The 25,649-nt window shown below is 71.8% G+C and carries 26 protein-coding genes and 1 tRNA gene; 13 read left to right on the forward strand and 14 right to left on the reverse strand.

The features are described 5' to 3' along the window. Nucleotides 1-96: 96 nt before the first annotated feature. Both OG310_RS21255 and OG310_RS21260 read left to right on the forward strand, forming a co-directional pair. Nucleotides 97-924: a trans-aconitate 2-methyltransferase gene (locus OG310_RS21255; RefSeq protein ID WP_329457457.1), complete on the forward strand. Its 828-nt coding sequence runs from the start codon at nucleotides 97-99 to the stop codon at nucleotides 922-924. Beyond that, on the forward strand, nucleotides 924-1,295 hold the full coding sequence (locus OG310_RS21260) for a VOC family protein (protein ID WP_329457458.1): 372 nt from the start codon (nucleotides 924-926) through the stop codon (nucleotides 1,293-1,295). The genes OG310_RS21255 and OG310_RS21260 overlap by 1 nt, the downstream gene beginning before the upstream one ends. A 228-nt stretch (nucleotides 1,296-1,523) precedes the next feature. Here OG310_RS21260 and OG310_RS21265 read toward each other — a convergent pair whose 3' ends face one another. Continuing rightward, nucleotides 1,524-2,222, reverse strand: a complete 699-nt coding sequence (locus OG310_RS21265; protein WP_443078879.1) for a TetR family transcriptional regulator — start codon at nucleotides 2,220-2,222, stop codon at nucleotides 1,524-1,526. Nucleotides 2,223-2,399: 177 nt separating this feature from the next. After that, a complete protein-coding gene (locus OG310_RS21270; RefSeq protein WP_329457460.1) occupies nucleotides 2,400-3,395 on the reverse strand; it encodes an acyl-CoA desaturase in 996 nt (331 codons plus the stop codon). 247 nt (nucleotides 3,396-3,642) lie between these two features. Between OG310_RS21270 and ppc the strand changes: the two genes are divergently transcribed. Together ppc and OG310_RS21280 are read left to right on the forward strand one after the other, a co-directional pair. Further along, the gene (ppc, locus tag OG310_RS21275) at nucleotides 3,643-6,408 is read left to right on the forward strand and encodes a phosphoenolpyruvate carboxylase (protein ID WP_329457461.1); all 2,766 of its coding nucleotides are present in this window, start codon (nucleotides 3,643-3,645) and stop codon (nucleotides 6,406-6,408) included. A 259-nt stretch (nucleotides 6,409-6,667) separates the two neighbouring features. Then, nucleotides 6,668-6,868 carry a DUF1918 domain-containing protein gene (locus OG310_RS21280; RefSeq protein WP_329457462.1) on the forward strand — a complete coding sequence of 67 codons (201 nt, stop codon included), beginning with the start codon at nucleotides 6,668-6,670 and terminating at the stop codon, nucleotides 6,866-6,868. Between the two features lie 211 nt (nucleotides 6,869-7,079). Here OG310_RS21280 and OG310_RS21285 read toward each other — a convergent pair whose 3' ends face one another. From OG310_RS21285 to OG310_RS21295, 3 genes are read right to left on the reverse strand one after another with little or no spacing between them, the layout of a single operon-like run. After that, complete coding sequence (locus tag OG310_RS21285) at nucleotides 7,080-7,559, reverse strand: hypothetical protein (RefSeq protein WP_329457463.1); 480 nt, start codon at nucleotides 7,557-7,559, stop codon at nucleotides 7,080-7,082. 32 nt (nucleotides 7,560-7,591) lie between these two features. Then, nucleotides 7,592-7,828, reverse strand: a complete 237-nt coding sequence (locus OG310_RS21290) for a hypothetical protein (RefSeq protein WP_329460535.1) — start codon at nucleotides 7,826-7,828, stop codon at nucleotides 7,592-7,594. After that, the gene (locus tag OG310_RS21295; protein WP_329457464.1) at nucleotides 7,825-8,091 is read right to left on the reverse strand and encodes a hypothetical protein; all 267 of its coding nucleotides are present in this window, start codon (nucleotides 8,089-8,091) and stop codon (nucleotides 7,825-7,827) included. Before OG310_RS21295 ends, OG310_RS21290 begins: the two co-directional genes overlap by 4 nt. 83 nt (nucleotides 8,092-8,174) lie before the next feature. On the opposite strand from OG310_RS21295, the gene OG310_RS21300 reads away from it, so the two are divergent. The 3 genes from OG310_RS21300 (at nucleotide 8,175) to OG310_RS21310 (ending at nucleotide 9,460) form a co-directional block, all read left to right on the forward strand. Continuing rightward, on the forward strand, nucleotides 8,175-8,927 hold the full coding sequence (locus tag OG310_RS21300; protein ID WP_329457465.1) for a helix-turn-helix domain-containing protein: 753 nt from the start codon (nucleotides 8,175-8,177) through the stop codon (nucleotides 8,925-8,927). Nucleotides 8,928-9,016: 89 nt separating this feature from the next. Continuing rightward, on the forward strand, nucleotides 9,017-9,232 hold the full coding sequence (locus OG310_RS21305) for a DUF397 domain-containing protein (RefSeq protein ID WP_329457466.1): 216 nt from the start codon (nucleotides 9,017-9,019) through the stop codon (nucleotides 9,230-9,232). 24 nt (nucleotides 9,233-9,256) lie between these two features. Further along, nucleotides 9,257-9,460, forward strand: coding sequence for a DUF397 domain-containing protein (locus tag OG310_RS21310; protein ID WP_329457467.1), 204 nt, complete (start codon nucleotides 9,257-9,259; stop codon nucleotides 9,458-9,460). A gap of 93 nt (nucleotides 9,461-9,553) precedes the next feature. Here OG310_RS21310 and OG310_RS21315 read toward each other — a convergent pair whose 3' ends face one another. From OG310_RS21315 to OG310_RS21345, 7 genes are all read right to left on the reverse strand, one after another. After that, nucleotides 9,554-10,276 carry a DUF4232 domain-containing protein gene (locus OG310_RS21315; protein ID WP_329457468.1) on the reverse strand — a complete coding sequence of 241 codons (723 nt, stop codon included), beginning with the start codon at nucleotides 10,274-10,276 and terminating at the stop codon, nucleotides 9,554-9,556. 730 nt (nucleotides 10,277-11,006) lie between these two features. Further along, nucleotides 11,007-11,603, reverse strand: a complete 597-nt coding sequence (pth, locus tag OG310_RS21320) for an aminoacyl-tRNA hydrolase (protein WP_329457469.1) — start codon at nucleotides 11,601-11,603, stop codon at nucleotides 11,007-11,009. 127 nt (nucleotides 11,604-11,730) lie between these two features. Further along, the gene (locus OG310_RS21325) at nucleotides 11,731-12,321 is read right to left on the reverse strand and encodes a 50S ribosomal protein L25/general stress protein Ctc (RefSeq protein ID WP_329457470.1); all 591 of its coding nucleotides are present in this window, start codon (nucleotides 12,319-12,321) and stop codon (nucleotides 11,731-11,733) included. A gap of 393 nt (nucleotides 12,322-12,714) precedes the next feature. Further along, nucleotides 12,715-13,692 (reverse strand): ribose-phosphate diphosphokinase, encoded by a 978-nt coding sequence (locus OG310_RS21330; protein WP_329457471.1) that lies wholly within the window; start codon nucleotides 13,690-13,692, stop codon nucleotides 12,715-12,717. A 130-nt stretch (nucleotides 13,693-13,822) separates the two neighbouring features. Then, nucleotides 13,823-15,271, reverse strand: a complete 1,449-nt coding sequence (gene glmU / locus OG310_RS21335) for a bifunctional UDP-N-acetylglucosamine diphosphorylase/glucosamine-1-phosphate N-acetyltransferase GlmU (RefSeq protein WP_329457472.1) — start codon at nucleotides 15,269-15,271, stop codon at nucleotides 13,823-13,825. Between the two features lie 114 nt (nucleotides 15,272-15,385). Beyond that, nucleotides 15,386-15,457, reverse strand: a tRNA-Gln gene (locus OG310_RS21340). Between the two features lie 29 nt (nucleotides 15,458-15,486). Beyond that, nucleotides 15,487-16,344 carry a hypothetical protein gene (locus tag OG310_RS21345; protein ID WP_329457473.1) on the reverse strand — a complete coding sequence of 286 codons (858 nt, stop codon included), beginning with the start codon at nucleotides 16,342-16,344 and terminating at the stop codon, nucleotides 15,487-15,489. Nucleotides 16,345-16,499: 155 nt separating this feature from the next. Here OG310_RS21345 and OG310_RS21350 point away from each other — a divergent pair, with 155 nt between their 5' ends. Both OG310_RS21350 and OG310_RS21355 read left to right on the forward strand, forming a co-directional pair. Next, entirely contained in the window at nucleotides 16,500-17,885 is a 1,386-nt protein-coding gene (locus tag OG310_RS21350; RefSeq protein ID WP_329457474.1) for a sensor histidine kinase, read from the forward strand. A 37-nt stretch (nucleotides 17,886-17,922) separates the two neighbouring features. Next, nucleotides 17,923-18,740 (forward strand): IS5 family transposase gene (locus OG310_RS21355; RefSeq protein ID WP_329460043.1). Its coding sequence is split into 2 segments (ribosomal slippage): nucleotides 17,923-18,265 and nucleotides 18,265-18,740, totalling 819 coding nucleotides; the frame shifts between segments, so codons are not numbered across the junction. A 321-nt stretch (nucleotides 18,741-19,061) separates the two neighbouring features. Here the strand turns inward: OG310_RS21355 and OG310_RS21360 are convergent. Next, on the reverse strand, nucleotides 19,062-19,556 hold the full coding sequence (locus tag OG310_RS21360) for an SUKH-3 domain-containing protein (RefSeq protein WP_329457475.1): 495 nt from the start codon (nucleotides 19,554-19,556) through the stop codon (nucleotides 19,062-19,064). Between the two features lie 114 nt (nucleotides 19,557-19,670). After that, complete coding sequence (locus OG310_RS21365) at nucleotides 19,671-20,141, reverse strand: YwqJ-related putative deaminase (protein WP_329460298.1); 471 nt, start codon at nucleotides 20,139-20,141, stop codon at nucleotides 19,671-19,673. 495 nt (nucleotides 20,142-20,636) lie between these two features. Here OG310_RS21365 and OG310_RS21370 point away from each other — a divergent pair, with 495 nt between their 5' ends. The 4 genes from OG310_RS21370 (at nucleotide 20,637) to OG310_RS21385 (ending at nucleotide 25,591) form a co-directional block, all read left to right on the forward strand. Beyond that, nucleotides 20,637-21,614 carry an SMI1/KNR4 family protein gene (locus tag OG310_RS21370; protein ID WP_329457476.1) on the forward strand — a complete coding sequence of 326 codons (978 nt, stop codon included), beginning with the start codon at nucleotides 20,637-20,639 and terminating at the stop codon, nucleotides 21,612-21,614. A gap of 7 nt (nucleotides 21,615-21,621) precedes the next feature. Further along, a complete protein-coding gene (locus OG310_RS21375) occupies nucleotides 21,622-23,967 on the forward strand; it encodes an SUKH-4 family immunity protein (RefSeq protein WP_329457477.1) in 2,346 nt (781 codons plus the stop codon). A gap of 514 nt (nucleotides 23,968-24,481) precedes the next feature. Then, the gene (locus OG310_RS21380) at nucleotides 24,482-25,009 is read left to right on the forward strand and encodes a hypothetical protein (RefSeq protein ID WP_329457478.1); all 528 of its coding nucleotides are present in this window, start codon (nucleotides 24,482-24,484) and stop codon (nucleotides 25,007-25,009) included. Between the two features lie 6 nt (nucleotides 25,010-25,015). Beyond that, a complete protein-coding gene (locus OG310_RS21385; protein WP_329457479.1) occupies nucleotides 25,016-25,591 on the forward strand; it encodes a hypothetical protein in 576 nt (191 codons plus the stop codon). Nucleotides 25,592-25,649 lie beyond the last annotated feature (58 nt).

Genomic DNA, 25,649 nt, shown 5'->3' on the forward strand with positions numbered 1-25,649 from the left:
CCCGGCCACCGGGCCCGCGCCGGCCGCCGGCCCCTGCCGAACGCCGGCCCCGGCCCGGCCCGGCCATGGAGCCGGCCCCGTACGAAAGGCACCCGCATGCCCGCACAGCACCCCCGGCCCGCCTGGGACCCCGACCAGTACCTGCGGCACGCCGACCACCGCGCACGCCCGTTCCTCGACCTCCTCGCCCGCGTCCAGGACCCGCCCGCACCGGCCGGTAACCTCCGCGTCGCCGACATCGGCTGCGGACCCGGCAACGTCACGGCGCTGCTCACCGAGCGCTGGCCCGCCGCCCACGTCACCGGCTTCGACACCTCGCAGGCCATGCTCGACCAGGCCCGCACCGCCTACGAGGGCCCCACGCCCGGCGGCGGCTCGATGGACTTCCAGGAGGCCGACGCGGCGACCTGGGTGCCGGACGAGATGTACGGCCTCATCGTCTCCAACGCGGCCCTCCAGTGGGTCCCCGACCACGTCAAGGCCTTCCCCGTCTGGCTGGACGGCCTCGCGCCCGGCGGCACCTTCGCCTTCCAGGTCCCCGGCAACTTCACCGCGCCGAGCCACCGGATCCTCGGGGAACTCGCGGCCTCTCCGCGCTGGCGCGACCGGCTCGACGGCCGGCTGCGCCTCTCGCCCGTCCTGGAACCCGCCGAGTACCTCACGACGCTCCTCGGCCTCGGCTGCGAGGCCGACGTCTGGGAGACCACCTACCTCCAGGTGCTCCACGGCGAGGACCCCGTCCTGGACTGGGTCAAGGGCACCGCGCTGCGGCCGGTCCTCACGGAGCTCGGCGACGACGAGGACGCCGTCGCCGCGTTCACCGCCGAGTACCGCGCGGCGCTGCGGGAGGCGTACCCGCCCACCCCGCACGGCACCGTCTTCCCCTTCCGCCGCCTCTTCGCCGTGGCCCGGCGCCCCGCCTGATGCTCATCGCCCTCGACCACGTGCAGCTCGCCGCGCCCCCGGGCGCCGAGGACGCGCTCCGCGCGTACTACGGGGGCGTGCTGGGGATGGAGGAGGAGGCGAAGCCCCCGGCCCTCGCGGACCGCGGCGGCTGCTGGTTCCGGTCCGGCGGCATCCGCCTCCATCTGGGTGTCGAGGAGGACTTCCGGCCCGCCCGCAAGGCCCATCCCGGCCTGCGGGTGGCGGACATCGACACCCTCGCCGCCCGCTTGGCCGCGCACGGCGCCGACATCACCTGGGACGACGCCCTCCCCGGCCACCGGCGCTTCCACACCCACGACCCGGTGGGCAACCGCCTGGAGATCCTGGAGCCGTACGCATCTGGCGGGTGAGGCGCGTCCGCGGCGCGTCCGCGGCGCGTCCGCGGCGCGTCCGGCGAGAGGTGGACCGGCGATGTCGAACGGCACGGTGACGTCGATGTCGAACGGCACGGCGACCTTCAACGATGGTGGTGGATGCCGGTGAGGCCGTACCCGCCGGCGGGTACGTCGAATTCGTGGACGCGGACGTGGACGCCATCGTCGCTGCGAGTGATCGAAACCTGCCTCACGGCGCCGGCGTCAGACCTTCCGGTGGCCTATCATCCGCGGCTTGGCCTCCAGGTTGCCCAGCCCGTGCCAGGCCAGGTTGACCAGGTGCGCGGCCACCTCGGCCTTCTTCGGGCGGCGGGCGTCCACCCACCACTGGCCGGTCAGCGCGACCATGCCCACCAGCGCCTGCGCGTACAGCGGGGCGAGTTTCGGGTCGAAGCCGCGGGCCTTGAACTCCAGGCCGAGGATGTCCTCGACCTGCGTCGCGATATCGCTGATCAGCGACGCGAACGTGCCCGTCGACTGGGCCACGGGCGAATCCCGCACCAGGATGCGGAAGCCGTCGGTGTACACCTCGATGTAGTCGAGGAGCGCGAACGCCGCCTGCTCCAGCAGCTCCCGCGGATGGCCCGCGGTCAGCGCGCCCGTCACCATGTCGAGCAGCTGGCGCATCTCACGGTCCACGACGACCGCGTACAGCCCTTCCTTGCCACCGAAGTGTTCGTACACCACCGGCTTGGACACCCCGGCCTTGGCCGCGATCTCCTCCACCGACGTGCTCTCGAACCCCTTCTCCGCGAAAAGGGTGCGGCCGATGTCGAGCAGCTGCTGACGACGCTCCGCCCCGGTCATCCGGACCCGGCGCGCGCGCCTGCCCTGGGCGGGCCGGCCGGCTTTGCCGCTCCCACTCGCGCTGTTCGAACTCGTGTCGGTCGCCACGAGCGCCATCATGCCCCATCGTCCTGAGCGCCGACCTGGCGTGGAAGCACCCCCGGCCTGCCGCAGGACCCGGCGCGCCGCGGGACCCGGGCCGCCGCCGGACCCGGCCCGACGCTCGCCCCGGGCCCGCGCCGGACCCGGGCCGACGGCGCGCCGTGCGGCGGCGCCCCCGGCCCGGGGCGGCGCTCAGAGAGCGTTCGTGGTCGCGGCCACCCGCTTCGCGCTGATCCGCTCCGCGCTCGGCCACCGCACGTCGTGCGCCCAGCCGATCCGCTCGAACCAGCGGATCAGCCGCGCGCTGGAGTCGATCTGCCCGCGCAGCACCCCGTGCCGCGCGCACGTCGGATCGGCGTGGTGCAGGTTGTGCCACGACTCGCCGCACGACAGGACCGCCAGCCACCACACGTTGCCACTGCGGTCCCGCGACATGAACGGGCGCTTGCCGACCGCGTGGCAGATCGAGTTGATCGACCACGTGACGTGGTGCAGCAGCGCCACCCGGACCAGCGACCCCCAGAAGAAGGCCGTGAAGGCGCCCGTCCACGACATCGTGGCCAGGCCGCCGACCAGCGGCGGCACCAGCAGCGACACCAGCGTCCACAGCGCGAACTGCTTCGAGACCATCCGAATGGCGGAGTCCTTGATCAGGTCGGGCGCGTACTTCTGCTGTGGTGTCTGCTCCTCGTCGAAGAGCCAGCCGATGTGCGCCCACCACAGACCCTTCATCAGGGCGGGCAGGCTCTCGCCGAACCGCCACGGGGAGTGGGGGTCCCCGTCGGCGTCGGAGAACCTGTGGTGCTTGCGGTGGTCGGCGACCCAGCGCACGACCGGGCCCTCCACCGCCATCGAGCCCATGACGGCGAGCGCGATGCGCAGTGGACGTTTCGCCTTGAAGGCGCCATGGGTGAAATAGCGGTGGAAGCCGATCGTGATGCCGTGGCATCCGATGAAGTACATGGCGACCATCAGGCCCACGTCGAGCCAGCTGATGCCGCCCCACCGCCAGGCCAGCGGAATCGCGCCGGCCAGCGCCACGAACGGCACGAAGATGAAAAGCAGCAGAGCGAACTGCTCGATGGAACGCTTCTTGTCACCGCCGAGCGTGGCGGAGCCGGGCGGGGCGCCGTCGGACGGCGCGGGGTTGCGGGAGGAGTCTTCGATCACGTCGGGGCTTGTGGTCATGGGGGATCCCCTGGGGTGAGAAATACGGCAGTTGCCCGGATACGGGTGCGTAACCTACGGCATCGTCAGTATGGCAGCGAGCAACGTCGCGACAAGAGGGCTGTGGATAACGTCGGGGGAAGGGCACCTATCCTTGTGCCGTCGGACAGCGCGGTCCGCACGACCGGCTGCCCCGCGACGACCGGCAGGCGGTCTGAAGCCTCCAGAAACCTCCAGACGTGCTCAAACACTGCAAGGAGCCGCACCTGTGAGCAGTGCCGACCAGACCCCGAGCCAGCCCGCCCAGACCAGCGCGAACGCCAGTACCACGTCGAGCGCCGAGCTGCGCTCCGACATCCGCCGCCTCGGCGACCTGCTGGGCGAGACACTCGTACGACAAGAAGGGCAGGATCTCCTCGACCTCGTCGAGCGTGTCCGCGCCCTCACCCGCGAGGACGGCGAGGCAGCAGCCGCGCTCCTCGGAGAGACCGACCTGAACACCGCGGCCAAGCTGGTCCGCGCGTTCTCCACGTACTTCCACCTCGCCAATGTCACCGAGCAGGTCCACCGCGGCCGCGAAATGCGCGATCGCCGCGCCGCCGAGGGCGGGCTCCTCGCCCGTACGGCGGACCGCCTGAAGGACGCCGATCCGGAGCACCTGCGCGAGACCGTGCGCAACCTCAACGTGCGCCCCGTCTTCACCGCGCACCCCACCGAGGCCGCCCGCCGCTCCGTCCTCAACAAGCTCCGCCGCATCGCGGAACTGCTGGAGACCCCGGTCAACCCGTCGGACCGGCGCCGCCACGACCTCCGCCTCGCCGAGTCCATCGACCTGATCTGGCAGACCGACGAACTCCGCGTCGTACGGCCCGAGCCCGCCGACGAGGCCCGCAACGCGATCTACTACCTGGACGAGCTGCACGCGGGCGCCGTCGGCGACGTCCTGGAAGACCTCACCGCCGAACTCGAACGCGTCGGCGTCGAAATGCCGCACGGCACCCGCCCCCTCACCTTCGGCACGTGGATCGGCGGCGACCGCGACGGCAACCCCAACGTCACCCCCGACGTCACCCGCGAAGTCCTGATCCTGCAGCACGAGCACGGCATCACCGACGCGCTGGAGATGGTCGACACGCTGCGCGGGCAGCTGTCCAACTCCATCCGCTACACCGGCGCGACCGAGGAACTCCTCGACTCCCTCGCCACCGACCTCCAGCGCCTCCCGGAGATCAGCCCCCGCTACAAGCGGCTCAACGCCGAGGAGCCCTACCGGCTCAAGGCCACCTGCATCCGGCAGAAGCTCGTCAACACCCGCGAGCGCCTCGCCAGGAACACCCCGCACGAGCCCGGCCGCGACTACCTCGGCACCGCCGAACTGCTCAGTGACCTCACGCTGATCCAGACGTCGCTGCGGGAGTACCGCGGCGGCCTCTTCGCGGACGGCCGCATGGACCGCACCATCCGCACCCTCGCCGCGTTCGGCCTCCAGCTCGCCACCATGGACGTACGCGAGCACGCAGACGCCCACCACCACGCCCTCGGCCAGCTGTTCGACCGGCTGGGCGAGGAGTCCTGGCGGTACGCCGACATGCCCCGCGAGAACCGGCAGAAGCTCCTCGCCAAGGAGCTCCGCTCCCGCCGGCCCCTCGCCCCGCGCCCCGCCCCGCTCGACGCGGCAGGCACCAAGACCCTCGGTGTCTTCCACACCATCCAGCAGGCCTTCGAGCGCTTCGGCCCCGAAGTCATCGAGTCCTACATCATCTCGATGTGCCAGGGCGCCGACGACGTCTTCGCCGCCGCCGTCCTCGCCCGCGAGGCGGGCCTGCTCGACCTGCACGGCGGCTGGGCCAAGATCGGCATCGTGCCGCTCCTGGAGACCACCGACGAACTGCGCGCCGCCGACGTCATCCTCGACGACATGCTCTCCGACCCCTCCTACCGCCGTCTCGTCTCGCTGCGCGGCGAGGTCCAGGAGGTCATGCTCGGCTACTCAGACTCGTCCAAGTTCGGCGGCATCACCACGTCCCAGTGGGAGATCCACCGGGCCCAGCGCCGACTGCGCGACGTCGCCCACCGGCACGGCGTGCGCCTGCGCCTCTTCCACGGCCGCGGCGGCACCGTCGGCCGCGGCGGCGGCCCCTCGCACGACGCGATCCTCTCGCAGCCCTGGGGCACGCTGGAGGGCGAGATCAAGGTGACCGAGCAGGGCGAGGTCATCTCCGACAAGTACCTCATCCCCTCCCTCGCCCGGGAGAACCTCGAACTGACCGTCGCCGCCACCCTGCAGGCGTCCGCGCTGCACACCGCGCCCCGCCAGTCCTCCGAGGCGCTCGCCCGCTGGGACGCGGCCATGGACACCGTCTCCGACGCCGCGCACTCCGCGTACCGGCACCTCGTCGAGGACCCCGACCTGCCCGCGTACTTCTTCGCCTCCACCCCCGTCGACCAGCTCGCCGACCTCCACCTCGGCTCCAGGCCCTCCCGCCGCCCCGACTCGGGCGCCGGACTCGACGGCCTGCGCGCCATCCCGTGGGTCTTCGGCTGGACCCAGTCCCGGCAGATCGTGCCCGGCTGGTACGGCGTCGGGGCCGGCCTCAAGGCGCTGCGCGAGGCCGGACTCGACTCCGTCCTGGACGAGATGTACGAGCAGTGGCACTTCTTCCGCAACTTCATCGCGAACGTCGAGATGACGCTCGCCAAGACCGACCTGCGGATCGCGCGCCACTACGTCGACACCCTCGTCCCGGACCACCTGAAGCACGTCTTCGGGGACATCGAGACCGAACACGCCCTCACCGTCCAGGAGATCCTCCGCATCACCGGCGGCGAGAAGCTCCTCGACTCCAACCAGGTCCTCCAGCAGACGTTCGGTATCCGCGACGCCTACCTGGACCCGATCTCCTACCTCCAGGTCGCCCTGCTGGCCCGCCAGCGCAAGGCCGCCGCGGCCGAGGAGGCCCCCGACCCGCTGCTCGCCAGGGCGCTGCTCCTGACGGTCAACGGCGTGGCCGCGGGCCTGCGCAACACCGGCTGAGCACCCGTCCGACCCGCACGACGGCGCCCGGCCGTACGGAACTCCCGTACGGCCGGGCGCCGCTTCGTTCCCCGCGACCCGTCCCCGCGACCCGTCCCCGCGTCCGGCTGGCTGCCGCCGCCGGCTCGGCGTGTTCTCCGAAGTCTCTCAATCCTCCGAAGGATCGTCGAGGAAGGCTCGTGTCCGGAGGAGACATTGACTCGTTGACTCGTCGCGGTCGGGGATCGCGACCGTCCGTCCCGAGAGAGGAGCCTGTGCGATGCGCGCCAGAGTGGGAGACCGCCTCGTGGTTCATGGTCGTACCGTGGGCAAGCCCGATCACATGGTGGAAGTCGTCGAGGTACTGGGATCCGACGGCGGACCTCCGTACCGCGTGCGGTCGGACGACGGACACGAGACCATCATGACGCCTGGTCCGGACACTGTTGTTGATCCGCAGGGCGGCACCGGCCAGGGCTGAGCCGCGCCGGTGCGGCCCGGGCGCGGAACGCGCCGCACCGTTCACCCGGCCCGTCCCCGGGCCACCGGGGCGGCCTGCGTGAGATCACGTGGCTCCGGCCGGATGTACGTGATCACGGCGGAGGCCGCCCCCGGCGGGTCCGCCGTCCGGGGCCCGACCCGCGACAGCGCCCGGTCGACGGGACGGACGGGACGGACGGGACGGGACGACCTCAGATCAGCAGGAACGTCGCGAACAGCTGGGCGGCCCCCAGGGCCGCGACGATCAGCCCGAACCGCCCCAGGCGCATCCCGCCCGCTATGACGAGCCCCGCGAGCAGCAGAGCGCCGCCCATCGGCTCCCACGCGTGCAGGCTGCCCGCCGTGTCGCTGCGGACGACGTCGTGCGTCCCCGGCTTCACCACCACCGGGAACCGCTCGCCCTTGTGGGCCGCCACCGAACTCTTGATGGTCATGTCCGACTCGGGACCGCCCGGGCCGTCCGGATCGAACGACCCCGCGCACGTCGCGTCCCCGCACGCCGTCACCGCGTACACGCCGTGCTGGCGCCCCTTCGCGAGCATCACGTGCTGGGCGTCGTCCCACGACGCGTAGCCCCCGCCGACGAGCAGCACCAACGCGACCAGGGCCATCACCACGGACCGGCCCCCGGACAGAGCGGACCTCGAACTCGGGGAGGACGTCGACACCATGGCCGGATCCTTGGCCATGGCATAGCCCCCCGTCAAACGCCGGGCGGCCACGGCCGGCTGCTCCGCGCGTTCACCACCACCAGCCACGCACGCAACCGCTCCGTCGGCGTCGCCACCCGCACCGCCCCCGGCTCCGCGTCCCACTCCCGGCCGCCACCCAGCGGCCGGATCTGCACGTACGGCCCGACCGCGCCCATCAGCTCACCCACCCGCCCCACCCCCTCGTCCACGACGACGGAACGCGGCGGCACCCCCGGCCCGCCGCTCACCCCCCGTCCGCCCGGACCAGCACTCGCGTCAGCCGGGCCACCGTCCCCGGATTCGCCCGCCCCAACTCCACCAGTGGACGCGCCGGCACCGATACGCACGACGCCAGATCCGGCCCCAACGAAGGAAACACGATCGCGTGCCGCGCCAGCGCCGCCCTCAGCCCATCGCTCAGAGCGACCATCGCGGCCAGCGCGTCATCAGCGAACGTCACGCCGAACACCTCGTCGGGCCCGCCCTGTTCATCCTGCCTGTCATCGTTCATGCTCACAGCGTGACGCCCCTGCCTTACGCCCAGTAGGACCCCCGTGCCAGCAAGGCCGACTGCGGGCAGTGAGGAACCCACCGATGACGAACCAGAACCAGCGCGACAGCGACCTCGACCCCTACAGCTCGCCCCGCGCCTTCTACGGCAGCGAACTCCGCCTCGCCCGCGAGAAGTCCGGCCTCTCCCAGGACCGCCGCGGCGAACGCGTTTTCTGCTCCAGCACCTACATCGGCCAGTTCGAGGCCGCGACCCGCCGCCCCCAGCCGGACGTCTCCAGGCTGCTGGACGGGGTCTTCGGGACGGGCGAACAGTTCCAGCGGCTGTGCAGGCTCGCCAACAAATCGAAGTTCGCGGAGTACTTCGCCCGCGCGGCAGAGCTGGAGCAGGAGGCGGCGACGATCAGCGAGTACGCGGCCATGCTGGTTCCCGGCCTGCTCCAGACCGCGGCATACGCTCATGCACTGGTGAGTGCTGCCCAGCCGTTCGAGGCCGAAGAACTGGTGCAGGGCATCGTTCAAGGTCGTCTCGAACGGCAAGCGCTGCTCACGGGGCCAACAGCGCCGGTGTTCTGGGTCTTCTTGCACGAGGCGGCACTTCGCGTACCCGTCGGGGGATACGCCGTCATGGCCGAGCAGCTCATGCACATCGTGAAGGTTGCTCGTAGCGGCAGGCGGATCGTGGTGCAGGTGTTGCCCTTCGAGGCCGGAGCGGCCGCATTCCTCGACGCGTCCACTGTGCTGATGACGTTCCAGGACTCCCCGCCGGTCACTTACACGGAGAGCGCGTACGCGGGACAGCTCATCGAGGATCCAGCAACGGTCGCCCGCTACTAAAGGGCCTACGATCTGATGAGAGCTGCCTCCTTGGCGGGGGAGCCCTCCCTCACATTGATCGCATCGGTGGCTAAGGACTTCGCGACACGATGATCTCTGATGCACACCTGACCATGTCCGGCTGGCGCAAGTCCTCCTACAGCAACGGAGACGGCGGCAACTGCCTCGAAGTCGCCGACGACATGACGGCGCGCGTCGGTCTCCGGGACAGCAAATCCCCTGATGGCCCGGAGCTCCATGTCCGTGAGGGGCAGTGGGCCGCCTTTGTCGCGGCAGTCAAGACCGGCACACTGCTTCGGCCCTGAACCCTGAATGCGAGGAACCGCAGGATGTTCAGCAGTGCGGTGATGTGGCGCAAGTCCTCGTACAGCAACGGGGAGGGCGGGGACTGCCTCGAAGTCGCGGACCACGTAGCCGCGTTCGTCCCGGTCCGGGACAGCAGGCGCACGGACGGCCCAGTGCTCCACTTTCGCGAGGTGGGCTGGGCCGCCTTCGTGTGCGCGGTCAAGGCCGGGACGCTGGAGGGACCCTGACCGGACGTTCCTGGCCCGGACTGACGGGTCGGCCCCCCGGGGCCGCTCACAGCGCCAACAACGCGCTTGTTGGCGCTCGGCGGTGTGGTGGGGCTACTTGCCCGTGCCGGTGTGGTAGCCGATCGGGTCGACGAAGACGTCGGGGGAGGTGCTGCTCGTGGCGGGGACGGTGATGGTCAGCTTGTTGAGATTGACGATCTCCGAGATCCGCTCGTCGGGCGGGGTGACGTCGAGCCGCGTGTAGGTCTTGCCGGAGCCGCTGGTGTCCGGGATCCAGTGCAGCAGGAAGCGGGTCTCCTCGCCGGGCGCGATGGTGACGCCGGCCCCCGTGGCGTCGGTGCGGGCGGCGTCGGGGCCGGTGTCGCCCAGGCCGTCGGGGCCCACGAGCTGGACACCCGGGAAGCCGCGCATGCCGCACGTGCTGGAACCGGTGTTCTTCATGTTGACGACGATCTCGTTCTCGGCCATCGCGGAGGAGGCGCTGAGGGCGAGGTGGTCGGCGTCGCAGCGGGAGGCCGACGCCGAGGACTGGGTCTGGACGCTCAGGTCGCTGCCCTTGCTGGAGCCACGGGAGGACGAGTCCGTGGAGGACGAGCCGGCCGAGGACGAGCCGGTCGAGGAGGAGCCGGTGGACCCGGTGGGACCGGCGGCGGAGGAACCGGCCGACGAGTCCTGGCGGCCGGTGCCGCCGCTCGCGGAGGTGGAGGTGCCCGGGGCGGCGGAAGTGCTCGATCCTTCGCTGCTGCCGCACGCGGTCAGGCAGAGGCCTGCGGTGGCGGCGACGAGGGTGAGGGCGGAGATCTTCTTGAGGCGCATCGGTACTCCTGGGGAAGCGGTGTTGCTCGCTTCGGCTCGGCGGGCGTTGTTGTTTCCCAGGACACCCACTGCCCGCTGGGACGTTGCGGCCGCGGGGGCACCAAGACGCTCCTGTGACGTGCGAGTCGAAGCGCCGTGACGGGAGGGCGGACGAATCAGGACGGTCCGGGCTCGCACGACGGCGTGCGGTCGCGCCTGCAAACGTGGGGCACGCCCGGCTGCGACGACCGGGACGTGTCCCGGGGGACGGCCGCCGGAACGGGCGACTGTCCGAGGGGCCTGACCGGCGGCGAACGGCGGGGGCGGTTCCGGGTGATGGTCCGGGTGGCCCGAGCCGGCCCGAGGTGGCCTTGCGCAGGCCGTCCGGGCGTTTCACCAGCCAACTCGGCCCCTCGCCCGGCTCGCAGCGCCCAGCCGCTGATAGGGCCGGGCCGCCGCAGGGGCTCGGTGCAACGAGGTGCGAACTGCCGTGCGAAGCGATTGATGTGACGCCCGGAAGGGCGCAACGCGGGGTTGGCACGCCGGCGCTCGGCCGTGCGCGTGGGACCCCGCGATCGCGCGAGTAAAGATCCCCGGGGCTCTTCCCGATCGGCCTGACGGCCCGGCATTCCGACCGCCTCGGCCGCCCCGGCCGCCCGTCGGAACCGCGTATCTGACCGGGCCGGGCCGGATCTGACCTGACCGGATCTGACCTGACCGCACCGCACCGCACCAGGCCGGGCCGGGCCGCCTACGAGTCGTACGTCTCCCGCGCCTGCTCCAGGCCCTCGATGACCAGAGCCTCCACCGCGTCCGCCGCGCGGTCCACGAAGTAGTCGAGCTCCTTGCGTTCCGTGGGCGAGAAGTCCTTCAGGACGAAGTCCGCGACCTGCATGCGTCCCGGCGGCCGGCCGATGCCGAACCGCACCCGGTGGTAGTCCGGGCCCATCGCCTTCGTCATCGACTTCAGCCCGTTGTGGCCGTTGTCGCCGCCGCCCAGCCTCATCCGCAGCGTCCCGTGGTCGAGGTCCAGCTCGTCGTGGACGGCGACGATGTGCGCCGTGTCCACCTTGTAGAAGTCCCGCAGCGCCGACACCGGGCCGCCCGAGAGGTTCATGAACGACGACGGCTTCGCCAGCACCACCCGTCGACTGCCCGGCCCCATCGGACCCAGCCGCCCCTCCAGCACGTGTGCCTGCGCCTTGCCCGCCCGTTTGAACGAACCGCCGATACGGGCCGCCAGCAGATCGGCCACCATGAACCCCACGTTGTGGCGGTTTGCCGCGTACTCCTTGCCCGGGTTGCCGAGGCCCACGATCAGCCAGGGCGCGGATCCATCCGTCGTCATCGTCAACAACCCTCGTAGCTCGTCGTAGGGACCGTAGGGACAGTGAACCAGCACCCGCCCGGGACATACGGACGGGGCGGGCGGACCCTGAGAGTCCGCCCGCCCCGTCCTTCACTCAGTGCGAGGCTCAGGCCTCGGCGGCGGCGTCGCCCGAGGCGGACTCCTCGGTCGGCTCCTCCGCCTGCGCGGACAGGACCTGGAGGACGACCGCGTCGCCGTCCGTCACGAGCGTCGTGCCCGACGGCAGCGTGATGTCCTTCGCCAGAACCGCGTCACCCGACGTCAGGCCCTGCACGGACACCGTGACCGACTCGGGGATGTGCGTCGCCTCGGTCTCGACCGACAGCGTGTTCAGCACGTACTCCAGCAGGTGCTGGCCCGGGGCGAGCTCGCCCTCGGTCAGGATGTTGATCTCGACGGTGACCTTCTCGCCGAGCTTCACGGCCAGCAGGTCGACGTGCTCGATGTCGCCCCGGAGCGGGTTGCGCTGCACGGCCTTCGGGATGACCAGCTCGTTGCGGCCGTCGATGTCCAGCTCCAGCAGGACGTTCGCGGTCTTGAGCGCCATCATCAGGGCGTGGCCCGGCAGGGTCACGTGGACCGGCTCGGCACCGTGGCCGTAGATCACGGCGGGCACCTTGTTGGTGCGGCGGATGCGGCGGGCAGCGCCCTTGCCGAACTCGGTGCGGGTCTCGGAAGTGATCTTCAGCTCGGCCATGACTTCGGCTCCTCGAAAGCGGTGACGGATGGATGTCGTCGGCGTCACCCGGCCACGAACGGGCCTGCTACAAGGAGCGCGCGTCGATAACGGACCGCCGTACGCACCTACGCGTACGGCCTCCCTCGCCGAGCAACTCTCAGAGTCTACCCGGCGGGGGAGGCCGCCCAGAAATCGATCAACCGGAACGGGCGCCCGACCGCAGAAGCGTTACGCCTCCACCGCCCGACACCCGCACGGACGCCGCCCGGAACCCCATGGGGGACTCGTGCGGAGGACATTCACGCCCCCACCCGGAACCCGGACGAAACCCGGGCCGCGCCCCACAAGGAATGACCGGACACCACCCGGTCACGCCCCGCGCGACCCGGCCGCCGGCTCACGCGCGACGCGTCACGCGTCCTCGTCGAAGAGGCTCGTCACCGAACCGTCCTCGAAGACCTCACGTACCGCACGGGCGATCGTCGGCGCGATCGACAGGACCGTGATCTTGTCGAGCGACAGCTCGCCGGCCGTCGGCAGTGTGTTCGTCAGGACGAACTCGCTGACCTTCGAGTTCTTCAGCCGGTCCGCCGCGGGACCCGACAGCACACCGTGCGTCGCCGTCACGATCACGTCCGCCGCGCCGTGCGCGAACAGGGCGTCCGCCGCCGCGCAGATCGTGCCCGCCGTGTCGATCATGTCGTCGACCAGGACACAGACCCGGCCCTCCACGTCACCGACGACCTCGTGCACCGTGACCTGGTTCGCGACGTCCTTGTCGCGCCGCTTGTGCACGATCGCCAGCGGCGCGCCCAGCCGGTCGCACCACCGGTCCGCGACCCGCACCCGGCCCGCGTCCGGAGAGACGATCGTCAGCTTCGTACGGTCCACCTTCGTGCCCACGTAGTCCGCCAGGATCGGCAGCGCGAACAGATGGTCCACCGGGCCGTCGAAGAAACCCTGGATCTGGTCGGTGTGCAGATCCACGGTCAGGATCCGGTCCGCACCTGACGTCTTGAGCAGATCCGCGATCAGCCGCGCCGAGATGGGCTCGCGCCCGCGGTGCTTCTTGTCCTGCCGCGCGTATCCGTAGAACGGCATGATCACCGTGATGGAACGGGCCGAGGCCCGCTTCAACGCGTCGATCATGATGAGCGTTTCCATGATCCACTTGTTGATCGGAGCCGTGTGGCTCTGAATAAGGAAGCAGTCCGCTCCACGCGCGGACTCCTCGTACCGCACATAGATCTCACCGTTCGCGAAGTCGAACGCCTTCGTCGGAACGATCCCGATCCCGAGCTGTTGCGCGACCTCTTCGGCCAGTTCGGGGTGGGCGCGGCCGGTAAAGAACATCAGCTTCTTCTCGCCGGTCGTCTTGATCCCGGTCACAGCACAGACTCCTCAGACGTCTCGGATGCCGCTGCACCCGCATGGACCAGAACCGGTACCTGCGAGCCAGCCGAATCGTGCAGATATACCGTACGCGAGAGCGAGCGGCCGGGTCCTGGCCAGGCCCTCGTCAGACGCTGTTCTCCGGCTGTCCGCCTGCCGCCTGGGCCGCCTCCGCGGCGGCCGAACCGGGACGCTTCCGAGCCACCCAACCCTCGATATTCCTTTGCTGGCCACGGGCCACGGCCAACGAACCGGCCGGTACGTCCTTCGTGATCACCGACCCGGCCGCCGTGTAGACACCGTCCCCGACCGTGACGGGCGCCACAAACATATTGTCGGACCCCGTTCGGCAATGCGACCCGATCGTCGTGTGGTACTTACTCACACCGTCGTAGTTCACGAACACACTCGCCGCGCCGATATTCGTGAAATCACCGATCGTCGCATCCCCCACATACGACAGATGCGGCACCTTCGACCCCTCGCCCACCGTCGCGTTCTTCATCTCCACATACGTGCCCGCCTTCGCACGCACACCCAGCCGCGTGCCCGGCCGCAGATACGCGAACGGACCCACCAGCGCCTCGTCCCCCACCACGGCGCCATCCGCGACCGTGTTGTCCACCCGCGCCCCCGCACCCACCGACGTGTCATGCAGCCGCGAGTTCGGACCCACCTCCGCGCCCTCACCCAGATGCGTCGACCCCGACAGCTGCGTGTTCGGATGCACCAGCGAGTCCGGCTCGAACGTCACCGTCACATCGAGCTGCACGGACGCCGGATCCACCACCGTCACGCCCGCCAGCATCGCCGCTTCCAGCAAACGCCGGTTCATCAGAGTCCGCGCCTCGGCCAGCTGCACCCGGTTGTTGATCCCCAGGATCTCCCGGAAGTCCCCCGCCACCGAAGCACCCACCCGGTGGCCCGACTCCCGCAGGATCCCCAGCACATCCGTCAGGTACTCCTCACCCTGACTGTTGTCCGTGCGGACCTTGCCCAGCGCGTCCGCCAGCAGCACCCCGTCGAACGCGAACACCCCCGAGTTGATCTCCCGGATCGCCCGCTGCGCGTCACTCGCGTCCTTGTGCTCCACGATCGCCGTCACCGCGCCGCTCGCGCCGTCCCGCACGATCCGGCCGTAGCCCGTCGAATCCGGGACCTCCGCCGTCAGCACCGTCACCGCGTTGCGGTCCTTCTCGTGCGACGCCACCAGCGCCGCCAGCGTCCCCGCCGACAGCAGCGGGGTGTCGCCGGTCAGCACCACCACCGTCCCGTCCGGCGTCGAGCCCAGCTCCGCAAGCGCGGTCCGCACCGCGTGCCCCGTACCGTTCTGCTCCGCCTGGAACGCCGTCCGCACACCCTCGAACGCATCTGTCACATGCGCCTCGACCCGCTCCCGCGCGTGCCCCACGACCACGACGAGCTCCTGCGGATCGAGCTCGCGGGAGGCGGCCACGACATGGCCCACGAGCGACCGCCCGCAGATCTCGTGCAGGACCTTCGGTGTCCTCGACTTCATACGCGTGCCTTCCCCCGCTGCGAGGACGACGACGGCGGCCGGGCGATTGGCGCTCACGGATTGGCCCTTCGGCTGATCAGGTGCTGGGACGTTCGCAGCTTAGCCGGAGGGGTCAGGCGGGAAAACGCGATCGGGCCCCGACCGCTGAGCGGTCAGGACCCGAACGAGAAGCTCCCCTGCCAGGACTCGAACCTGGAACAAGTTATCCAAAGTAACCCGTGTTGCCTATTACACCACAGGGGATGGCATAAGCCACCAAATCGGACACTCTCTCAGTCCGCCACGGTGACGCCCCTAACTATGCCGTACCACCAGCCCTCGATGCGACGGTAAAGGTCGGCGCTCTGCTGCACCACGACGACGAGGCAGCCTCGGTAGCTCCCGCCCACATTCTTCCGGACGGTCTTCGGATTGTGCTTCTTGAGCGTGGCCGGCTGAAACGCCGACGGATCCGTCCGCGCGAGCCCGGCCCAGTGCCGCTCCGCCCCCTCCACGTCCGCGGACTCGTGGATGGAGACCCGGAACCTCAGGTGTTCGCGCTCGACGCCCAACAGGTCGAGCCAGGCGAGGTAGAGGGTGATGACCTCGGGGTCGCTGTTGATGAAGACCGCGCGCTCCCGGCGGGCGTAGGTCTTGTCCTTCGAGCCCTCCGCCCAGTAGAGGGCCACGCCCACCATGAAGAGCTCCCGGTCGGTCAGCCGGCCGATCTCGGCCGTCGCGGCCGCCTTCGTCCGCTGCCGCTCCTCGTCCCGGACCGCCAGTTCGTGGTCCCAGCGTTTGCGTGCGGCCAGCGCCGCTTGTTCCTTGGCGTCGCGGCGCTCCGGTTTGGGGAGGTCGCGGACCCAGAGGGATATGGAGCTCTTCGAGCAGCCCAGCTCCAGCTGGATCCGGTCGTAGGTAAGGCCTTGGAGGCGTAGTTCGCGCGCCTTCTCCCGCAGGTCGTCCTTGGCGTTGGGGCGGCGGGTCCAGGCGGGGGCGGGTTCGCCGTCGAGCAGGCGGTTGAGGAGGTCGTTGTTGCTGATGTGGACGCGGTCGCGGATCTGGCGGCGGCTGAGTCCCGCCTGTCTGAGGGCGACGACCTGGGCCCGCAAACCCTCGAAGTCGCCGTATGTGCTGTTCAGTGGTGTCATGTCGCGATCTTCTGGCGGAATCTTCGGGTTCGGTGATGCCGCCGCAGTGGTTCACCAGTTCGTGTGAGAGGAGGCGCGTTCTATCGAACGTGTGACCTGCTCCATACCGGCCGGTCACCGGAAAATGGGGTGCGGCCACCTTTAGGCTGGGACGTATGACCACGACGGGGGAGCACCGGGACGCCGCGGGAGGGACCACCCGCGGCTACTGGTGGTGGGGGCGGCGGCGCAGTGTCGTTCTCGATGTCGGGCTGGCGCTGGTGTCGGCCCTGGAGTGCGGGTTCGAGGGGGTCAGGTTCGCGGGGACCTCTTCTCTGCCGGTCGCGCTGGGTGTGATCTTCGGATTGCTGGCGGGGTCGGTGGTGCTGGTGCGCCGGCGGTGGCCGTACGCGGTGGTGCTGGTGGCGGTGGCGGTGACGCCGGCGCAGATGGGGTTCGTGCTGGGTCTTGTGGGCCTGTACGCGCTGGCCTCGTCGGGGGCTCCGCGCCGGATCATCGCGGCGCTGACAGGGATGTCGTTCGCGGCGACGTTCATCGTGACGTACGTGTGGACGCGGCAGGACCTGAGCGATCCGGCGCTGCACACGCACGCCTGGTACATGCTCCTGCTGGCGGTGCTGGTGTCGGTGGGGCTGACGGCGCCGCCGGTGCTGCTGGGTATGTACGTGGGGGCGCGGCGGCGGTTGATGGAGAGCCTGCGGGAGCGTGCGGACAGCCTGGAGCAGGAGTTGTCGCTGCTGGCGGACCGTGCGGAGCAGCGGGCGGAGTGGGCGCGCACGGAGGAGCGGACGCGGATCGCGCGGGAGATGCACGACGTGGTGGCGCACCGGGTGAGTCTGATGGTGGTGCACGCGGCGGCGTTGCAGGCGGTGGCGTTGAAGGATCCGCCGAAGGCGGTGAAGAACGCCGCGCTGGTGGGGGACATGGGCCGGCAGGCGTTGACGGAACTGCGGGAGATGCTGGGGGTGCTGCGGACGGGGGAGGCCGCGGCGGCCCGTAAGGCAAAGGGCGCGGTGTCGCCTGTGGGCGGCGGTCCGGCGGGCGGGGGCGCGGCGGTGCCGTTGGCGGCGGTGGGGGTGGCGGCGGCCGCGGCGGCTGCCGCGGCGGCCGAGGACGGTCCGTGTCTGGAGGACATCGAGGGCCTGGTGGGGCAGTCGCGGGATGCGGGCATGGTGGTGGATCTGATGGTGCAGGGGGATGCGCGGCCGTATGCGCCGGAGGTGGAGCAGACGGCGTACCGGGTGGTGCAGGAGGCGTTGACGAACGTCCACAAGCACGCGGCGGGCGCGCGGGTGACCGTGCGGATCGCGTACCGGGGTCGTGAGGTCGCGATGCAGGTGGAGAACGGCCCTTCGGACGGTGCGGCGGCGGACGCGGGTCTGCCGTCGGGCGGCAACGGCCTGGTGGGGATGCGGGAGCGGGTGACGGCGCTGGGCGGGGTGTTCGTGTCGGGTGTGACGGACGCGGGCGGTTTCCGGGTGTCGGCGGTACTGCCGGACGCGGTGTCACGGAGCGCGGAGGCTGCGGTGCGGTCGGCTTAGACAGTGTCCTATGTGGGAGCGTCTCGTTGAGCTGAACATGGGGCGAGGTACGTGGAGTTGGATTGTTCCGGATGGTTTGTGGGAGATCGCGGAGCCATTGATCCCGCCGTCGAGGGTGCGGCCGCAGGGCGGCGGGACGCAGGACACGCCTGATGAGACGCTGTTCGCGGCGATCATCTACGTCCTGGTCAGTGGCTGTGCCTGGCGGGCCCTGCCACCCTGTTTCGGCATTTCGAAGTCCACCGCGCATCGCCGGTTCCTGATCTGGTCGAGAGCCGGGGTGTGGGGCCGGCTCCACGAGGCCGTGCTGGATCGGATCGACGAGTGCGGACTGCTCGACCTCACACGCACTGTCCTCGACTCCGCCCACGTACGGGCTAAAAAGGGGGCGAACTCACAGGTCCGAGCCCCGTGGACCGAGGCAAGCCGGGCTCCAAGATGCACGTCTTGTCGGACGCGAACGGGCTGCCCCTCGTCGTCGGCGTCTCCGCAGGCAACACCCCTGACAGCCAGGGCCTGAAGGCGATGGTCGCCGGTCTCCAAACGAGACACGACCCCGAAAACGGCTGGCACTACAAACCCCGCAAGCTCCACGCCGACAAGGCGTACGACCAGCGCGACCTGCGACGATGGCTCCGCGGCAAACGCATCGGCGTCCGCATCGCCCGCAAAGGAATCGAGTCCAGCGAACGATTAGGCCGACGACGATGGGTCATCGAGCGGACCATGTCCTGGCTGACCGGCTACCGCAGACTCAACCACCGCTACGAACGTCATCCCCGCAACTACTTGGCCTTCCTCGGCCTCGCCGCCGCCCTCTGCTGCTACAAACGACTCATTCGGCTCACCACATAGGACACTGTCTTAGCGGGGCGCTTTCGCCCTCGGTCGGGCGGGGGCCGTGATGGTGTTCCGGGCGCGGGGTCTTTTCCTGTCCGGGAGCCGTGGGTCTCACTCGTTTCTCGCGCGGGGGCCGTACGCGGTGTCCTCGGCTGCCGGGGAACGGGTGCCCTCGACTGTCCGGGGAGGGTGCTTCCGGCGTGTCCCGGAACCGGGCGCCGTACCCGTCCTGGAGCGGCGGCTCGTACGCCTCGCGGAGGGCGGCGGCCCGTGCGTGTGCGGGAGGCGGCGCGTCGTACGCGTCCCGGTGGCCGTCGCCCCCGGCCGCCGGCCGGGTCAGTCCGTGGCCGGGGTGAGGCGTGCGGGGTCGAGGCCGGTGAGCAGGGTGCCGAGTGCGGTGTCGAAGTCGGCTCCGAGGTACCAGTCGCCGGTGTGGTCGACGCTGTAGACGCGGCCGTCGCGGTCGATGGCGAGAACGGCCTGGCCGTCGCCCTCCTGGCCGAGCGGGCTGATCTCGGTGTCGAGGGAGCGGCCGAGGTCGGAGAGCGTACGGGCGAGGTGGATGCCCGCGAGCGGGTCGACGAGGAGGGACGCAGGGGCGATCTGCCGGCCGGGGCCGAGGGGCGCGATGCGGAGGTTGCCGAATTCGGCCCAGGCCTCGACGGCGGCGGGGAAGACGCGGTGCCGGTGGCCGGCGGGGGTGACGTAGGTGCTGACGGCGTCGGCCCATTCCTCGGCCTGCTTGATGTCCCAGCGTCCCGGCTGCCAGCCGGCCTCGCGCAGGGCGGCGTCGACGGGGACGGGGAAGCGGGTGGTGGAGAGGTCGGGCATGGGTTGGTCAGCCGTTCTGCTTCGGGTTCGCCGGTCGTCGTCCTGACGGCGGTGCCGTGTCTGCGCGGGGACACGGCGTGGGTGGTGCGTGGCTGCGGGCGCGCGCCGCTCGGGTCAGCCGGCCGTGGCGTGTTCCGAGGGGTCCAGCGGGCGTACGCCGAAGTGCGACAGGAGCGGGGCGCAGGACCGGCACGGCGGCGCGTAGGTGCCGTGCAGCGGGTCCCCGTCCTCGCGGATGCGGCGCGCGGTGAGTTTCGCGTGCTTGAGGGAGCGTCTGGCTTCCCCGGCGGTGAGGGGTTTCTTGCGGGCGCGTTTGGAGCGGCCCGCCTCGGTGCCGGTGAGGTGGCGCGAGAGCAGGATCGCTTCGGGGCAGCGTCCGGTGAACCGTTCCCGCTGTGCGGTGGCGAGCGTGTCGAGGAAGTCCTGGACGAGCGGGTGCAGCTGGGGCGGCTGGTCGGCCTTGCCCGCGGTGCAGGTGAGGGTCTCGCCGCGGACGGAGAGCGCGGCGGCGACCGCGGGCAGGATGCCGTCGCGGCGGTGGCCGGGCCGGGGCGGCAGGTGCGGTTCGGTGCTGCTCCAGCCCAGCCGGGGGTCGCCCTGCGCTCCGGCGCGGCTGCCGGGCCCGCCCGGAGCGCGCCCCGCCGTCGGGTGCCCGGGGTGCGGCGCGGCGCCGGCCGGCCCGGCTGCCCCGCTCTGCCGGGGGCCGTGCGGGCCGTGCTGTGCCCCTGGGCCCTGAGTGCCCGGCACTTCGTCGTGCGTGTCTGTCGTTGGTGCGGTGCGCAATGTTCCGTGTCCCCTCCGGTGCCCGCGTGCGTCGTGTGCGGGCTCACGTCCCCCGGTTCGCGGGAACAGCCTGCCAAATGCGGGCGGTGATCGGGTAGCGGGGGCGAAGATCGTGGCGTGCCGTGGGCATACGGTCACGTGGTTGTGACGGTTGGTGAGCGGCGCGGAGGTTTCGTACGGGCACGTCGGATCCGTGCCGTCGGCGGGGCGCCTGAGCGGGTCGGCCGTCCCGGTTCGGCCCCCGGCGCCACCGCATAGGCTGTGCGGAACAGCCAGCTTCAGCAGGGGGCAACCGCCATGACGACAGGTCGGCTCGGGCAGCAAGCCGCGCCACCGAACGCGGCGTACGCCGGGCAGGTCGTGCGATTCCCGGACCCGGTGCGGGCCGCTCGCCATCCGGTGGGTGTGCGCGTGGACGGGGACGGCTATCCGGACTTCACGCCCTACGCGCGCGCCGCGGCGGAGATAGCGGAGCCCCCGGCGGGTTTCGGTGTCGACGAACTGCGCCTGACGGACTACCTGTCGGCGAACGCGGCGCTGAGCGCGGCGGGGCACGAGTTGTGGGACACGATCCCCGCGGTGGCGACGCCGCACGGCTGGACGTGGCACCACGAGGTGCGCTCGCGCCGGCTGGTGCTCGTACCGGTGGAGGTGAAGGCGCTGCTGCGGCACCACGGGGGTCTCGCGACGGCGCCGGTGGACCACACGAAGCGGGGGACGCGGCCGTTGCAGGAGACGCGGCCCGCGCACTTCGGGCTGCCGAAGGCCGGTACCGCGGTGGCGGAACCGCTGGTGGCGGCGGCCGAGGAGGACCTCGGCTACCGGCTGCCCGCCGCGTACCGCTCGTTCCTGAAGGCGGCGGGCGGCTGTGCGCCGGTGGGTGCCGCGCTGGACGCGGAGTTGGGCCTGCTGGTGGACCAGCCGTTCTTCACGGTGCGGGACGAGGCGGCCGTCAACGACCTCGTCTATGTGAACAAGTGCCTGCGGGACCACCTGACGAAGGACTTCCTCGGGGTCGCGTTCGTGCAGGGCGGCCTGCTGGCGGTCAAGGTGCGCGGTGAGCAGCCGGGTTCGGTGTGGTTCTGCGCGTACGACGACGCCCGGGACCAGGACGGCTGGTCGGTCCGGGAGCGGGTGGAGCGGCTGCTGCTTCCGTGCGGCGACGATTTCGACGCGTTCCTGCTGCGGCTGGCGGGCAACCCGCCGGAGCTGGCGACGGTGGCGAACCTGATGGTGGACGGCGGCTTCGCGCGCGCCGTCCCGGTGGAGGGGTGAGCGGGCGATGGTGACGTTCGCGCAGGCGCAGGAGCGCGCGGAGGAATGGGTCAACGGTGAGGTGCCCGCCTACCAGCACCGGGCGGTGCGGGTACGGGAGTTCGGCCTCGGCTTCGTGGTGTGGTCGGAGGACCGCGAGGGCGGGCCGGTCGTCGAGGGCGGCCGGCAGCGCCTGGTGATCGCGCGGGACAGCGGCGACGTGACGCTGTGGCCGGGCATCGCGGTGGGTGAGGTGATCCGCCGCTTCGAGGAGGAGTACGGGGCGCAGGCGGCGGTGCGGCCCGCACCGGAGCCGCCGGCGCGGATCGACCTGAACCAGACGTCGTTCCTGCTGACGCCGCCGGAGTGGCTCCAGGACGCGGCGGACAAGCTGGGTATCCCGGACCGCCGGGGCGAGGCCCGGGCGGCGAGTGGGCCGTCCGCGGGGGAGCCGGCCGACGGGGTGGCGCGGCGCGGCTCGGGTGTCGCTCCGCCCGACGCACCGGCCTTCCCTCCGGTTCCGGAGCCGGACTTCGGTCCGGTTCCGTCCACAGGTCCTGGCGCGGGTCCGGTTCCGTCCACGGGGGCCGGCTCCGGTCCGGCCGCGGGTCCGGTTCCGGTCGGGGGCGGCGCGGCCACCACGGGTTCCGGGGCGTGGGCCGGTACCGACACCAACGCGGCGTCGGACAGCGATTCGGTGCCGTTGCCCGCGACCGTGTTCGCGCCGCCCCTGTCCGGGGCGGACGACGGGAGCGGTGCGCCGGCCGACGCGCCGACCGCGCTGCTGGACGGCGGCAGCCAGCTGCCGCCGACGGCGGTGGCGCCCAGCGTGCCGCCCGTGTCCGCCGGAGCGTCCGCCGCGCCGGTGAGCGGGCAGGGCCCGGGGAACGGGCCGAATCCCCCCGTCCCCGGACCGCCCGGACCGCCCGGACCGCAGGGCGCGCCGCCCGCACTGCCCGACGACCCGTCGGCGAGCGACATAGCGCACGCGCCCACCAGCAAGGCCACCCCGCCGCCGCGGCGCGGCGGTGTGCCCACCACCCCGCCGCCGCCCGGTGTGCCGGGCACGCCGGGCGGGTACGTGGCGACGCAGTTCGTCGCGTCGCTCGACGGTCCGCCGCAGCCGCCGGGACCGCCCGGACCGCCGGGACCGCCGAGTGCGCCGGGCGTTCCCGGCACGCCCGGCGCGCACCACGCGGCCACCGTGTTCGCCGACCCGCAGGCGCTCGGCGGGCCGCCACCGCCGCCCGCCCCGCCCGGTGTCCCGGGCGTGCAGGGGCAGATGGCGGGGCAGATGCCCGGCGTCCAGGGCGGCGCCGCAGGCTCCGTGCCGGGGCCCGTCCCGCAGGCGGGGCAGATCCCGCCGCCGGCCTACGGCTACCCACCGGCTCCGGCCGCTGTGCCGACCGTCGGGCCCGGCTACCAGGCCGTCCTGCGCTACCGCGCGCCGGACGGTTCCGAGGCGCAGCTGATCCGGCGTTCCGCGCCGGGCACCCCGCACCCGGAGTGGCAGATCCTGCACGAGCTGCGCGCTCTGAACGTGCCGCCGCAGCAGGTGCTCGAACTCCACACGGAGCTGGAGTCGTGCGAACTGCCCGGCGCCTACTGCGCGCGGATGATCCGCGAGATGTGGCCGCAGGTACGGATCACCAGCGTCGCCCCGTACGGGCAGGACCATGCGAGCCGTCAGCAGGGCATGCAGCATCTGCTGACGCACCAGGGCGAGTTGCACCAGGTCGCGGACGGTCCGGCGCGGCCCGCGCCGGTGCGCGCGCCGCTGCCCCAGGTGCCTGCCGCGCCGGCCGTCCCGCCGGAGGCGATCCAGCAGGAGATGCTGGGCGCCTTCGGGCCGCAGGGACTGTGCCGTTACGACCAGCAGGCGGTGTCGCGGCAGGGCGTGCCGGAGGTCGTCGCGCAGACGCTCGTCTGGGCGGGCCTGCCGGCCGACTTCGGCCCGTTCTTCTGGGCGCAGCCCGCGCAGCCGGTCATTCCGACGCTGGCGGAGGTGGCGGCGCAGCGGCAGGTGGCGGCGGCGTCCGACGCCTCGTCGTACCTGGTGGTGGGCACGGACTTCGGCCGGGCGCTGTGCGTCCAGTACGGCACGGCGCACATCATGGCCGTACCGGTGGAGGCGGGGCCCGGCGGCGCCCCGGGGGCTCCGCAGTTCGTGAACTCCAGCCTGCCGCAGTTCGCGCGGTGCATGGCGATGCTCGGCAGGATGTGGCGGCTGCGGTTCGGCCTGACGCCCGAGCAGGCGGGGCGCTGGACGGTCGACTTCCAGGCGCAGTTGGCGGCTCTCGACCCGGCGGCGCTGTCCTCGCCGGAGAGCTGGTGGTCGGTGCTGCTGGAACAGATGTGGGACGGGCTCCTCTAGGCCGTGTCCGCTGGGCGGCGCCGCACGCGGTGGCGTCGGGGAGGCGCACGCGTCGTCCGTCGCGGCACGCACGCCCCGGCGAGGGCCCCGCGCGCCCCGGCGAGGGCGGCGGACCGCCGGGCGGCGCGCACAGCGCCTCTCGGCGGGCGGGGCGCCGACGACGGGGGCGCCCTTCGCCGCGCCGGGGCTCGCTGCCGTCCTGCACCGCCTCGAACGGGCGGCCTGACAGGGCGGCCTGACAGGGCGGCCTGACCGGGCGCCCTGACCGGGCGTCGGCGCCGCCCGGAAGGCAACGGCGTGAGGATGCGATTGCCTTTTCATGATCGTTCGTTGAGCTGGGCATGGAGACTCCTGCGGCGGCTGCCGCGTGCCGGGACCGTGCGACCCCTCGGGTGAACGGCGCGGGGATCAGGCGCGGAACGGGTACGGTCGCGCTCGTGCTCGTCGCGCCCACCGGCCTCGTCGGAGCGGCCCGGGCCGCTCTGCCCCCGGCGAGGCCGGCCACCGCAGGGCCGTGGACGTCGACCGGCGGGCGGACGGTACGGCCACCCGGTTGCACATCGCGCTCGACCCGGAGGCCGACGGCTCCGCACCCACGTTGACCACCGCCCAGCGCCACGAACTCGCGGCGATCGGCGCCGAGAACGGGAGGGGCGCCGCCGCCGGCAAGGCGAAGGGGCCCGCGACACTGCGCTGCGACAAGAACCCGCACTGGAGCGACGCCAGAGGCCGGCTCGACAAGCGGTTCAACTGCCACCACTCCACCGTGAACTGGGGTTACCGGATCTCCGCCGGGCTGCGGTCGGTCATCACGGGCCGCGTGGCGGAACGGGGGACGTCGTGGTGGAAGAACGGCAGGCACATGCCCAAGAACGCACCGCACACGGTGGCGAGGAACTACCACTTCCACGGCACCTTCGAGCCGGTCGGGCACGGCAGCCACGTACAGTCGCAGGACTACATGACGTTCCGTGTCACCATCGGCGGACGGACCGGTACCGGCACCCTGACGTGGACCAGCAACGTCAAGACGAAGAAGTAGTCAGCCATGCGTCTCTCCCGTGACATCGCCCGGGCCTGGGCCGAGGCGATCCTCGCGCAGCTCGGCGCGCCGGCCGGGCACACCCTGACCGTGACCGGCCGGGGCTTCTCCGCCGGTGCCGGTGCCGTGGCTTCCACGGACGCGGACGCGGACGCGGGCCCGGACGCGGGCGCGGGCGCGCAGGACAGCGGGCCCGGGGCCGGGCCCGGGGGCGCCTTCGCTTCCTCGCTGCGCGTCACCCCGGACGACGGGCGCCCGTCGGGCGGCGATGTCGCCGGGGCCGCGCCGGGTGCCGCCGCCGACGGCGATGCCGAGGGCGATGCCGAGGGCGTGCTGGTCACGCTCGCCTTCGCCGACGGCTCCTCGGCCTCCGTCCACTTCGAGGAGCCCCTGCCCGAGGCCGAAGCCGTCACGCTGCTGGCCGACCAGCTCCAGGACGCGGTCCTGGAGGAGACGGGCGGCGCACCCCGTCCTGTGTGTCCCGGCCACGGTCATCCGGCCGTGGCGGAGGTCGTCGACCAGGTCGCCTGCTGGACCTGCCCCTCCGGTGGCCCGAGGTGGCCGGTCCTCACCGCTTCCTGAACCGGCCGGTCGGGCTCGCGGGCCCGGTCGCGGCGGCTGCGGCTCCGTCGCCCCTGGG

Source organism: Streptomyces sp. NBC_01497 (assembly GCF_036250695.1).
In the GTDB taxonomy this organism is placed as follows: Bacteria; Actinomycetota; Actinomycetes; order Streptomycetales; family Streptomycetaceae; genus Streptomyces.

Excerpts from the sequence above, each read along its gene's own strand:
- OG310_RS21255 (WP_329457457.1), top strand. The coding sequence starts at position 97 with ATGCCCGCACAGCACCCCCGGCCCGCCTGGGACCCCGACCAGTACCTG.
- OG310_RS21260 (WP_329457458.1), top strand. The coding sequence starts at position 924 with ATGCTCATCGCCCTCGACCACGTGCAGCTCGCCGCGCCCCCGGGCGCC.
- OG310_RS21265 (WP_443078879.1), bottom strand. The coding sequence starts at position 2,222 with ATGGCGCTCGTGGCGACCGACACGAGTTCGAACAGCGCGAGTGGGAGC.
- OG310_RS21270 (WP_329457460.1), bottom strand. The coding sequence starts at position 3,395 with ATGACCACAAGCCCCGACGTGATCGAAGACTCCTCCCGCAACCCCGCG.
- OG310_RS21280 (WP_329457462.1), top strand. The coding sequence starts at position 6,668 with ATGCGCGCCAGAGTGGGAGACCGCCTCGTGGTTCATGGTCGTACCGTG.
- OG310_RS21285 (WP_329457463.1), bottom strand. The coding sequence starts at position 7,559 with ATGGTGTCGACGTCCTCCCCGAGTTCGAGGTCCGCTCTGTCCGGGGGC.
- OG310_RS21295 (WP_329457464.1), bottom strand. The coding sequence starts at position 8,091 with ATGAACGATGACAGGCAGGATGAACAGGGCGGGCCCGACGAGGTGTTC.
- OG310_RS21300 (WP_329457465.1), top strand. The coding sequence starts at position 8,175 with ATGACGAACCAGAACCAGCGCGACAGCGACCTCGACCCCTACAGCTCG.
- OG310_RS21305 (WP_329457466.1), top strand. The coding sequence starts at position 9,017 with ATGATCTCTGATGCACACCTGACCATGTCCGGCTGGCGCAAGTCCTCC.
- OG310_RS21310 (WP_329457467.1), top strand. The coding sequence starts at position 9,257 with ATGTTCAGCAGTGCGGTGATGTGGCGCAAGTCCTCGTACAGCAACGGG.
- OG310_RS21315 (WP_329457468.1), bottom strand. The coding sequence starts at position 10,276 with ATGCGCCTCAAGAAGATCTCCGCCCTCACCCTCGTCGCCGCCACCGCA.
- pth (WP_329457469.1), bottom strand. The coding sequence starts at position 11,603 with ATGACGACGGATGGATCCGCGCCCTGGCTGATCGTGGGCCTCGGCAAC.
- OG310_RS21325 (WP_329457470.1), bottom strand. The coding sequence starts at position 12,321 with ATGGCCGAGCTGAAGATCACTTCCGAGACCCGCACCGAGTTCGGCAAG.
- OG310_RS21345 (WP_329457473.1), bottom strand. The coding sequence starts at position 16,344 with ATGACACCACTGAACAGCACATACGGCGACTTCGAGGGTTTGCGGGCC.
- OG310_RS21350 (WP_329457474.1), top strand. The coding sequence starts at position 16,500 with ATGACCACGACGGGGGAGCACCGGGACGCCGCGGGAGGGACCACCCGC.
- OG310_RS21360 (WP_329457475.1), bottom strand. The coding sequence starts at position 19,556 with ATGCCCGACCTCTCCACCACCCGCTTCCCCGTCCCCGTCGACGCCGCC.
- OG310_RS21370 (WP_329457476.1), top strand. The coding sequence starts at position 20,637 with ATGACGACAGGTCGGCTCGGGCAGCAAGCCGCGCCACCGAACGCGGCG.
- OG310_RS21375 (WP_329457477.1), top strand. The coding sequence starts at position 21,622 with ATGGTGACGTTCGCGCAGGCGCAGGAGCGCGCGGAGGAATGGGTCAAC.
- OG310_RS21385 (WP_329457479.1), top strand. The coding sequence starts at position 25,016 with ATGCGTCTCTCCCGTGACATCGCCCGGGCCTGGGCCGAGGCGATCCTC.